The organism is Sporanaerobacter acetigenes DSM 13106 (genome assembly GCF_900130025.1).
GTDB classification, from domain to species: Bacteria; Bacillota; Clostridia; order Tissierellales; family Sporanaerobacteraceae; genus Sporanaerobacter; species Sporanaerobacter acetigenes.
On sequence record NZ_FQXR01000007.1, the window covers coordinates 114,839 to 125,995 of the forward strand.

The window sequence follows — 11,157 nt, forward strand, 5'->3', positions numbered from 1 at the left end:
CTCTACAAATTATTTTACAACTCTAGTTGGTGCTGTTACGTTGCTAATTTCAACTCTAACTTCACTTACCTCTACTCCTGTACATTTTTCCACATGATCCTTTACTTTATCCTGAAGTTCAATAGTTGTTTCAGGAATATTTATTTCAGGTGAAACCTCACCTTTCAAATATATAGTTAAAACTCCTTCAAAAACATCTACTGTAGTTTTAACATTTCTTATGCCTGTAAATTTGTTAGCAACTGATTCTACCAAACCTTCAACAGTTTGAGTCGAGATTTTTAGTTCTCCAAAATTTGTATGTCTAATTAAAAAAGTTTCTTTCTTAGATTTTTTATTTCCTTTAACACCAGAGATTAAAAATCTAATACTTACCAACAAAAAAGCCAGTCCTACAATTGAATATGCATAATTGCCCTTCATGGATTCCAAATATCCAGTCATACTATTTATTGACAAAAAATCAAATTGATCAAAAGGAAATAATATTAACAATATAGAAAGTACCGTAAGGCAAAAAGTATATATTGTTAAAATCAATCTATCTATGATATTCAAATTTCTCCTCCTCCTAAAAAATACTAAATTTACCCTCTGAACGTTCAGAGGGTAAATATTTATTTAACTCTAGGTTCCTCTTCTACTTTTTCTTCTTTAGGTATATTTACACCTTGAACACTAACATTTACTTCAACAACATTTAGTCCTGTCATTGTTTCAACAGCATTTTTAACATTTTCCTGTATAGATTCAGCCACTTCTGAAATTCTAGAACCGTAATTTATTACAACAAAAAGATCGATTGCACACTCTTTTTCTCCTACTTCTACTTTTACTCCCTTAGACAAACTTTTCATTCCAAGTGCTTCTGTAATACCACTGGTCACACCACCACTCATCCCTGCAACTCCATCAACCTCAGTAGCTGCTAAACCAGCTATAATGGCTACAACTTCATTAGCTATTTTTACAGAACCATATTCCATTCCTTCATTATCAATAATATCTGCCATTTTTTCCCACCTCCAATTTTATAAACTATATACGATTATTATACCAGAAGTAAGGCTAGTTTACAAACATTTCTATGGTACTTTTTAAAACTTTTGCCGAAAAATATGGATCCTCACTTTTCATGATATAGGACATAATTGCTATATCCTCTACTCCCACTTTCATAACTTTTTTTGCGTTTTTTTCATCTATGCCTCCAATAGCCACTATTGGAATAGAAACATTTTCTTTAAGTTCTTTTAAAAATTCTATTCCCCTTGGAGGTAAACCCTTTTTACATTCCGTTTCAAATATATGACCTGCTAAAATATAATCTGCTCCTAACTGTTCACATTTAACGCCTTCTTCTATACTGTGAATACTAACTCCTAAGACTCCATCATATTTATATTTATTCTCAATAAAATCTTGAAATTCACAATGAAAACCATAGGCTCCTGTTTTTTCTGCCACATCTATATTGCCATTTATAATAAGAGGAACATCATATCTGTCAGTTATAACTTTTACATATTTAGATAAAAGAAATAGTTCTTTACACTCTAAATCTTTTTCCCTAAGAATAACTCTATCTACTCCTCCAGCTAGAGCATTTTCAATGTTTTTTAAAAAATTTCCTCTAACAATATGTCTATTTGTCACTAAATATAACATATATACCACCTTTATATTTTCATCCAATTTTTAACTATAGGTTGATAGCCTCTTTCAAGTATTGCTTGTTTAACTTCATCCACACTTCTTGAATCTGATATTTCAAATTGCTCATCACCTGCATTTTCTTCTAAAGAATGGCCACCTACTTCAGTAGATACACCAGCAGACATTTTACTAATACATATAGGGATTAAATTGTCTCTCATAAATCTGCCTTCCCGTGTGGTAACAGTAGTACTTGCATAGGGTAAAAACAATCTATAAGCTAATAGTATTTGAACTAAATCTACTTCATCTACAGTTTTTATATTATTAAAATCCTTTGTACATGGTCTAATTCTAGGCACCGAAACTCCAATTTCAGCAAAAGGATATTTGTCTTGTAAATACTCTGCATGTAATCCTCCAAAAAAAGTCTCTTTTCTCCAATCATCAAGTCCCAATAACGGACCTATGGTTACAGATCTCATATTAGCTTTTAGAGCCCTTTCTGGTGCATCTAATCTAAACATATAATTTTTCTTAGGACCACTTAAATGCACTCTATCATAAACTTCTTCATCATAAGTCTCCTGATATATAGAAAGGCCATCTACTCCAGCCTGAACCATTCTTTCATAATCTTCTACAGACAAAGGATATATTTCTATGGAAATAGAATCAAAATACTTTTTTAAAACCTCTATTGCACCTAAAATATAATCTACTGAACTTCTCTTTTTATCTTCTCCAGTTAAAATTAATATGTTTTTTAAACCTGTTTCTAATATTTTTCTAGATTCTAAATCTATTTGCTCATAGGTCATACTTTTTCTTTTAATACTATTATCAAAATTATAACTACAATAGGCACATTTATTTACGCAATAATTTGCTATATACATAGGTGTAAATAATACTATGGATTTTCCAAAATGCTTTAAATGAACTTCACGAGCTTTTACCGCTATTTCTTCTAAATGCTTTCTTGCTATTGGAGAAAGAAGAGCTAAAAAATCATATTGATCCAATTTATCTTTTTCCAATATATTTAAAATATCATTATCATCTACTTCATTTAAAAAACTTTCAAAATCAAAATCTTTATATGAATTTATTACATTATAAAAACTCAATTTTTATCACCTTCGTGTAAAAATCCTAAAAGAGGAGATGATGCACAACCTGTATTTATTTGTCTACCTAATCCTGCTTTGTATGCATTTCTACCTGCCTCTATTGCTGATGAAAAGGCCTCTGCCATTTTTATTGGATCCTTAGATGTGGCTATAGCAGTATTTACAAGCACTGCTGCAGCACCCATTTCCATAGCATGACAAGCTTCTGATGGTCTTCCTATTCCTGCATCGACTACTATTGGAATATCTAATTCATCTATCATTATTTTTATTATTTCTTCAGTTCTAATTCCCCTATTTGAACCAATAGGAGAACCTAAAGGCATAACTGCTTGAGCTCCTGCTTCTATAAGTCTCTTTCCTGCTATTAAATCTGGATTCATATATGGAAGAACTACAAATCCTTCTTTAGCCAGTATCTCCGTAGCCTTTATTGTTTCTTCATTATCTGGAAGAAGATATTTATTGTCCCATACTATTTCAATTTTAATCCAATTACCACAGCCCATAGCTCTTGCCATTCTCGCAATTCTTACTGCTTCCTCTGCATCCCTAGCCCCTGAAGCATTAGGCAAAATTACACAATCCTCTGGAATAAATTCAAATATATTGTCAATTTTATCTTTTGAATCTAAATTAACTCTTCTTATAGCCATAGTAATAACTTCTGATTTGCTTTTTTCAATAACTTCAGGCAATATTCTATTGTCGCCAAATTTTCCCGTTCCAATAAAAAGCCTACTTTTTAACTCTCTACCTCCAATATTTAAAGTATCCTTATTTTTTTCCACTTTAAACTTCCTCCTCTCCAAGTATCAACCTTAATACCATATTAGCTTGATGATTAGCCACAATGGCTACTCTAGGTGCTAAAAATAAATCTTTTGTATCACAGTTAAACTCACCATCTCCTGAGATATATAAATTATCCAAAACCTTTTCTGTCTTTATTAAATTACTAGAAGAATAACCTGATATACCTGAAGCTGCAACTATTTTCTTATCTTTAAAATTCTTTAAAAAAGTATTTACAAGCATTGCCTTTTCTTCTGGATTGTCCAAAGCTTCTACAAGTATGTCCACATCTTTAAAAAGTTCTACTACATTTTCTTCGTCAATTTTTATCTTTTTTATTTTTAAAGATATTTCAGAATTAATATTTCTAATAACTTCTTCCAATGCATCCGCTTTATACATTCCAATATGTTTTAAAAAATAATATTGCCTATTTAAATTAGAAAGTTCAACTATATCAAAATCTACAAGCAGAAGCTTTCCTATGCCAATTCTTGCCAAAGAAACAGCAATATTAGATCCAAGACCTCCTAGTCCCGCTATGCCAATTTTTGCATTCTTTATTTTATCCTTTTCCATATTTTAGCCTCCCCCAACAAAGCTAACTATCTCCACTTTACTATTTTCATTTAATTCTTTGGAATAATTTTCTCTAGGTATTATTTCTCCATCAACTTCTACTACGATCTTGTTTTCTGATAAATTTAGCTTTTCTATAACTTCCTTTATAGTAATTTCTGAAAGATAGTCTTTTTTGTCACCATTTATTATCATCTCTTCACCTCCTATAAAAATAAAAAACTGTATTTCCAAAAGAAACATACAGTTTAATTCATTTTCATAATAAAATAAACAAGTCCCTTCGCTGGAATTAACCAAATCAGGTTCATAGGGTCAGGAATAAAATTCCTTTCTCAGCCTATTACATAAGCTCCCCTCTGTTTAGAGTATTCAATTTTAGCGATTAAATAAAATCATTAAATACAAAGTCTAACAAAAATTCATTAGACTTTGTATTTAAAACATATTCCTTCCTATATCTAATTTAAGCTCTTATTACTTTGCTTTCTCAGGAGTATCAGATAATAATCCGACTTTCTCCCATCCCCAATCACTAACTGTATTTAAATCCCAATAATTAACCCTATTATTAATAGCTGTTAAACCAATTCTAAAATGAGTTGGTGCTACTGGAACTTGTTCAAACATATATTCTTGCCAATCATGATAAGCTTTTAGTAGATAGTCATAATCAATTCCATCTTCTCCAATTGCATCTTCAGAGGCAATGGCAGCTAACAACTTATCATTTTCATCTGTTGCAAATCTAGGAAAGTTGAATTGGGCTTTTCTCCCATATAAGCCTGACGGATCTGGATTTGAGCCAGTAGCCCAACCTCCCATATATAAATCAATATCTTCATTATCTTTTTGAACCATATCATAGAAAGCATTCATTTCTATCAATCTACCATTTTGCAAACCAACATCTAATCCAACATCTCTCCAACATTGGATATAAAATTGAGCTAATGGTTCAGCAATATCTCCACCTGACATTGCAAGAAAATTGATCTTTAATTTATTGCCTTTTGGATCTTCCCTCATTCCATCTCCATCTACATCAAGATAGCCAGCTTCATCAAGAATTTCCTTTGCCTTTTCTGGATCATATTTATATCCTTCTTGATCAGCATTCCAGAAAGTAGCATGACCTGGGTCAATCAAAGAATTAGCAGGTATTCTTAAGTTATTGTAGAACATTTCTGCTACTTCTTCATTATTCGTAGCATATGCAATTGCTTGCCTCAACTTTACATCTGCCAACTTGGCATTTGGATTCATTACAACTTCTCCAGCTTTAGAATCCCATTTTCCTAGCTTAAACCCAATATATCCATAAGAATTTTCTATATTAGATAATAGTGTAATATTACTCAAATCTTTATACTCTTGGTAGCTATCAACATTGATTCCATCAACAACATCAAATGTTCCCGATTTCAATGCTTCTACAATAGTATCCGGATTTGCCCTTTTATAAACGATTTTATCAACTTTAGGCTTTTCTCCAAACCAATATGGATTTGGAACATATTCCACTGATTCACCTGGAACCACATTAGAAATCATAAATGGCCCACAGGATACTGGTTTCAATCTAACTTTGTCATCAGCCTCCATATCTTTCAATGGAACATCTTCCAAATAATGTTTCGGCTCAGGGTCATAAGTAAGCCCAGCGCCCCACATTATGCCTGGATAAAATTCCTTGAAAGTTACTTCAAGTGTTTTGTCATCAATTTTCTTAAGCCCTGAAATAGTATCCGCTTTGCCATCATGGTATTCTTCCATGCCTACAACATTTTGATAATCACTGTCATATCTTACCCCTGTATAGTCTTTACTTCCTATACACTCATATACAAAAATTAAATCATCAGCAGTCACTGGCTCTCCATCACACCAAGTCAAATCTTTATTGATCTTATAAGTTGCTGTCTTATTCTCCTTATTAAATTCAATATCGCAATAACCTCCGTCAACAATCTCATGATCTGGGCCAGATTTCAAAAAACTTCCACATATTGGCCCCGCCAATGTCATATCTGTAGCATTTTCAGATAAGAATGTATTAAATATACCTTCAAAAGGTGTATCTGATACTAATGCCATATTAAGAGTTCCCCCAACTGTTTCCCCATCTTTCTGGAGAAGTTTTGGATAAGGTAACTCTATTTCTCCCGTTTGTTCTTTTTTATCTTCACCTTCCTCTTGACTGGTTTCTTCTTTTGGTTTATCTTCTTTTTTCGATACCTCTGCCTTTTTCCCACAAGCTGTCAATAAAAGTGATAATACCAATACTAATGGAATAATAGTCTTCCAAACTCTTTTCATTTTTCTTTTCCCCCTTTTTTATCCTAACCTTTGCTTTGCATCTGATGCTCTTCTAACTGCTTGCCCTACATAATTTATACATAACATCATTACTAATATTAGCAATGATGCAGGCAACCATAGCCACAATTTACTTGACATTGCACCTGGAGTTCTAGCATAGGATACCAAAGTTCCTAATGAAGGCGTTGAAGGTGGTAACCCAAATCCTAAAAATGATAATCCAGTTTCAATCCCAATATTTCCAGCAAAACTTAAAATTAAATCAACAATGATAATCGAACTAATATTAGGCAAAATACCTCCAAACATAATCTTCAAATCGCTGGTTCCCATTGTCTTTGATGCATTTACATAGTCTCTTTTGCTTTCTGACAGAGCTTTGCTTCTTACTAATCTAGTCATGCCTACCCAATAAAATATGCTCATAATGAATATAAAGTGTCCCATATTATAATTGGGAATAACAACTACAAATGTTATAATAAGTAATGTAGTAGGTAGTATTGAAATAAAGTCGCATATTCTCATTATTACATTATCAACTTTTCCTCCATAATAACCTGTAATCAACCCAACAATTATGCCTATTACAGATGTCAATATTGTAACAGCAAAACCTATTAAGATAGAATTTCTACCACCTATCAACAATTGCCCTGCAATTGACCTTCCTCCAATATCTGTACCTAAAATAAAATCTTCTCCTGGTGCTTTATATTTGTTTCTTAAATCTATTTTCATAATTTTTTCTTGATCAACCACAAAAGAACCAATTAACACAATTGCAAAAATAATAATCAATATATAAAAACAAACCGTCGCCAACTTATCAACTTTAAATTCTCTCTTTATAACTTTCCAAAAAGATGGAACTTCACTAATGGTCTTTAATTCTTCTTCATCTATTTCAGAGGCAACAGTTTTTATATTGGTTTCTCCTTTGCTCATATTTGTTACCTCCTATTCTATCCTTATTCTTGGATCAACGATCGTCATAATTATATCTGACAATAAACTTCCCATTAGTGTCAAAATTCCAAACAACAAAACTAATGCATTCATTACTGCATAGTCCCTACTATTAATTGATGTAATAAACAATTCACCCATTCCTGGATAGCTAAAAATTGTCTCAATAAAAACTGAACCACTTAAAAGCCCTGTAATCGTAAATCCAAAGAATGCGGCTATTGGAAGTAATGAATTTCTAAATATATGATGAGTATAAACCTTATCTGTAGGAACCCCTTTACTTCTAGCAGTCTTTACATAATCTTGAGTCTTAGCATCAATTATCTCATTCCTTAAATATTGTATGATTCCTGTAGTACTCAAAATTGCAGCTGTAATTGCAGGCAAAATCATATGATATAACTTGTTGCCAAAATAAGAAGCTGTTCCCTTTTGAAATTCTACTTCAACAGAACCTGAAGTAGGAAACCATTTTAATCTATATCCAAATATTAACAAAAATATCAATCCTAAAACAAATGTAGGTATAGCATAGCTAATGAAATTATATATTATTACTCCCTTATCAAAACGAGAGCCCTGATATCGTCCAGAACGAATACCTAGTGGTATAGCTATTAGATATGTCAATATCAAAGTCAATAATGACAGCCATAATGTATTTTTAGCTCTCTCACCAATTAATGTAGAAACCTGTAATTTATAAGTATAGGATCTTCCAAAATCTCTATCCTTCAAAATTCTAACAATCCAATTTTTATATTGAACAGGTATAGGATCATTTAGTCCAGCTTTTTCTCTTAATTCTTCAAGTGCTACAGGATCAGTATCTGGAGTTATTAGCCCTGTAAAAGGATCCCCTGGCATCATCTTACCAAGAGTAAAGACAATTATACTCAATATAATAATCTGAGGTATCATCAACAATACTCTACGCAATACTGTTTTCCACATTTTTTAAATCCTCCTTATCCTTTATTGCAACATAATGTGTTTTGGAAATTTGAACTAAATCAAACACTTTTCCATTGCCATCATAGAATAAATCTTCTTTTTCTTGAAATTCCTGTTCAACTTTAAATCTCCTTTTGCGAATCTTTTCTCTATTTTCAGCATCAATTTCTGGAATAGCTGCAATCAATCTTTTAGTATAAATATGCTGAGGATTATTATATATATCATCCCTTGTTCCTGTTTCTACAAACCTTCCTTTATGCATTATATAAATATAATCGCACATGTGCTTTACTACACCTAAATCGTGAGATATAAAAATATAACTTAAATTAAATTTTTTTTGTATCTCTTTTAGAAAATTTAAAACCTGTGCTTGGACTGATAAATCAAGTGCAGAAACAGGCTCATCTGCAACAATAAGTTTTGGATTTAAAGATACTGCTCTTGCCACTCCTATTCTCTGTCTTTGCCCTCCTGAAAACTCATGGGGATATTTATATAAAGCATCTGGAGGCATTCCAACTATATTTAATAACATTAAAATCCTTTCTAATTCTTCTTCCTTCGTTAAATTTTCATAATTTCGAATTGGCTCAGCAATAATATCACGAATTCTTTTTTTAGGATCTAAACTTGATAAAACATCCTGAAATATCATTTGAACTTCCTTATTATATTCTGCCCTTTTCCTAAGTTTTTTTGTATTTACTGGCCTCCCATAATATAAGATTTCTCCAGACGTTGGCTTTTCTAATCCAACAATAGCTTTCCCAATTGTAGTTTTCCCAGACCCTGATTCCCCAATAAGTCCATAAGTTTTACCTTCATTAACTGAAAAAGTAACTCCATCAACTGCATAAGTGTAATCTTTTATAGTATTAAAAAAACCTCCACGAATAGGAAAATGAACTTTCAAATTATTTATTTCTAAAAAGCTCATATTAACATCCCCCTTCACCTTCAAAACGGAAATTTTTCCAACAAGTACATCTAACAAAATGATCCTTTGAAACCTCATGAAGTACAGGCTCTTCCTCATGTTCTGATTCTGAAATCCATGGAATTCTCGATGCAAATCGGCACCCTTCTCTTGGCAAATTTTTCAAAGAAGGAACCATTCCTTGAATAACATGTAGCTCTTCTCCAGGTAAATCAGATTGGGGTATTGACTGTAATAAAGATCTTGTATATGGATGAAGGGGATTACTGAAAAGTTCCCTCGCCTCAGCAAGCTCAACAAACTGCCCAGCATACATTACAGCAACTCTATCTGCCATCTGTGCAACTACGCCTAAATCGTGAGTAATAAGAATAATTCCTGCATCAACCTCATTTTGAAGTTTTGTTAGAAGATCTAATATCTGGGCCTGTATTGTAACATCTAGTGCAGTAGTCGGCTCATCTGCTATAATAATATTAGGCTTACATGAAAGTGCAATTGCAATTAAAACTCTTTGTCGCATACCACCAGATAATTGATGAGGAAATTGATTGGCTGTCCTTTCAGAATTAACAATTCCTACTTGATCTAAAAGTTGTAAAACCCTTTCATGCCTTTGATTTTTATCTAAATCAGTATGATAAATTAGTGTCTCTTCTATCTGTTTTCCAATTTTATGTAATGGATTTAATGATGCTAATGGGTCTTGAAAAATAAACCCAATCTCTTTCCCTCTAATTTCATTAAATTGTTCTTCAGAATAATTAATTACATTTTCTCCGTCATAAATTATTTCTCCACTAACTCTAGTAAAATTCTTATCATGCAATCCTACTATAGAATTAGCAATAGTACTCTTCCCACAACCAGATTCTCCAACAATTGCTAATAACTCATTTTTATATAAGGAAAAAGAAACTCCATCAACTGCATCAAAATATTCATTTCCAAATCTAAAAGCAGTGTGTAAATCTTTAACTTCTAATATCTTTTCACTTTTCATCTTCAATTTCCTTTCTTGATATATTCATCATTACCATATTATGAAAAATACTAACTCGCTGTAATATTCTTATATAAACATATGTTACACCTTCATATTGTCATTCACCTCCTGATTCTATATTTCACTTTATAAATTTAAAATTATTCATAAATATAGCACACAAATCAAATACTAAAATAGAATATACTCTATATAGAGCAGCATTCTTACTCTGTATTATGCGCTTCAAACTATATATTTTACATAATACAAAGTAAGAACTACGCTATACTCATATTGGGGGAGTATAATTAGCGTAAATTTTAACATATACTACATGCTCTATATATAATCAAAAATTTCTATTTATCAAAATTTTTACTAAATTTAAATTTTAGGATGATAGTTTAACATTGCATTAAAAAGATATGCTAAAATTAACTATTTCTCCAATACCATAAATATATATTTTTCTTTTATTTATTAGTAGTAAAAATATCTTCTATAGGTATATCTAAAGCTTGAACTAATTTAACAAGATTTTCATAAGATGGTCTACTTCTATTAGCTTCTATATCTCCAATAAATCCAGTAGATATGCTAGTTGTTTGTGACAACTCCCTAATAGTAATTCCTTTTTTAATTCTATATTTTTTTATAGTTTGTCCAAGCTTTATTTTCTCCATTATATTTCCTCCTTATAGATTTACATATTTAGCGTATATTATATACGTACATATTGCAAGAAAGGTGTACGTATATATATTCCACTTTTCCTATTTTATCTCTTTATATCTTTCTTTTTCTTCTATTTACTT

At 31.5% G+C, this 11,157-nt stretch carries 13 protein-coding genes and 1 riboswitch; all 13 genes read right to left on the minus strand.

Annotated elements, in window-relative coordinates; genetic code table 11:
• Window positions 1-9: 9 nt before the first annotated feature.
• A complete protein-coding gene (amaP, locus tag BUA21_RS08775; protein WP_072744446.1) occupies window positions 10-558 on the minus strand; it encodes an alkaline shock response membrane anchor protein AmaP in 549 nt (182 codons plus the stop codon).
• Window positions 559-617: 59 nt separating this feature from the next.
• Window positions 618-1,013 carry an Asp23/Gls24 family envelope stress response protein gene (locus BUA21_RS08780; protein ID WP_072744447.1) on the minus strand — a complete coding sequence of 132 codons (396 nt, stop codon included), beginning with the start codon at window positions 1,011-1,013 and terminating at the stop codon, window positions 618-620.
• 55 nt (window positions 1,014-1,068) lie between these two features.
• Window positions 1,069-1,695, minus strand: a complete 627-nt coding sequence (gene thiE / locus BUA21_RS08785; protein ID WP_200796538.1) for a thiamine phosphate synthase — start codon at window positions 1,693-1,695, stop codon at window positions 1,069-1,071.
• On the minus strand, window positions 1,680-2,786 hold the full coding sequence (gene thiH, locus BUA21_RS08790; protein ID WP_072744448.1) for a 2-iminoacetate synthase ThiH: 1,107 nt from the start codon (window positions 2,784-2,786) through the stop codon (window positions 1,680-1,682). The genes thiE and thiH overlap by 16 nt, the downstream gene beginning before the upstream one ends.
• Complete coding sequence (locus BUA21_RS08795) at window positions 2,783-3,580, minus strand: thiazole synthase (protein ID WP_072744449.1); 798 nt, start codon at window positions 3,578-3,580, stop codon at window positions 2,783-2,785. The genes thiH and BUA21_RS08795 overlap by 4 nt, the downstream gene beginning before the upstream one ends.
• Window position 3,581: 1 nt before the next feature.
• Window positions 3,582-4,163 carry a sulfur carrier protein ThiS adenylyltransferase ThiF gene (thiF, locus tag BUA21_RS08800; RefSeq protein ID WP_072744450.1) on the minus strand — a complete coding sequence of 194 codons (582 nt, stop codon included), beginning with the start codon at window positions 4,161-4,163 and terminating at the stop codon, window positions 3,582-3,584.
• 3 nt (window positions 4,164-4,166) lie between these two features.
• Window positions 4,167-4,358: a sulfur carrier protein ThiS gene (thiS, locus tag BUA21_RS14560; protein ID WP_072744468.1), complete on the minus strand. Its 192-nt coding sequence runs from the start codon at window positions 4,356-4,358 to the stop codon at window positions 4,167-4,169.
• Window positions 4,359-4,423: 65 nt separating this feature from the next.
• Window positions 4,424-4,532: riboswitch (TPP riboswitch) on the minus strand.
• 108 nt (window positions 4,533-4,640) lie between these two features.
• Window positions 4,641-6,482 carry an oligopeptide ABC transporter substrate-binding protein gene (locus tag BUA21_RS08810; RefSeq protein ID WP_072744451.1) on the minus strand — a complete coding sequence of 614 codons (1,842 nt, stop codon included), beginning with the start codon at window positions 6,480-6,482 and terminating at the stop codon, window positions 4,641-4,643.
• 18 nt (window positions 6,483-6,500) lie between these two features.
• Window positions 6,501-7,433 (minus strand): ABC transporter permease, encoded by a 933-nt coding sequence (locus BUA21_RS08815; RefSeq protein WP_072744452.1) that lies wholly within the window; start codon window positions 7,431-7,433, stop codon window positions 6,501-6,503.
• A gap of 12 nt (window positions 7,434-7,445) precedes the next feature.
• A complete protein-coding gene (gene opp4B / locus BUA21_RS08820; protein WP_072744453.1) occupies window positions 7,446-8,411 on the minus strand; it encodes an oligopeptide ABC transporter permease in 966 nt (321 codons plus the stop codon).
• Entirely contained in the window at window positions 8,389-9,354 is a 966-nt protein-coding gene (locus BUA21_RS08825) for an ATP-binding cassette domain-containing protein (RefSeq protein ID WP_072744454.1), read from the minus strand. The genes opp4B and BUA21_RS08825 overlap by 23 nt, the downstream gene beginning before the upstream one ends.
• Window position 9,355: 1 nt before the next feature.
• Window positions 9,356-10,357, minus strand: a complete 1,002-nt coding sequence (locus tag BUA21_RS08830; RefSeq protein ID WP_072744455.1) for an ABC transporter ATP-binding protein — start codon at window positions 10,355-10,357, stop codon at window positions 9,356-9,358.
• A 458-nt stretch (window positions 10,358-10,815) separates the two neighbouring features.
• Window positions 10,816-11,025 carry a helix-turn-helix domain-containing protein gene (locus BUA21_RS08835; RefSeq protein ID WP_072744456.1) on the minus strand — a complete coding sequence of 70 codons (210 nt, stop codon included), beginning with the start codon at window positions 11,023-11,025 and terminating at the stop codon, window positions 10,816-10,818.
• Between the last annotated feature and the right edge of the window lie 132 nt (window positions 11,026-11,157).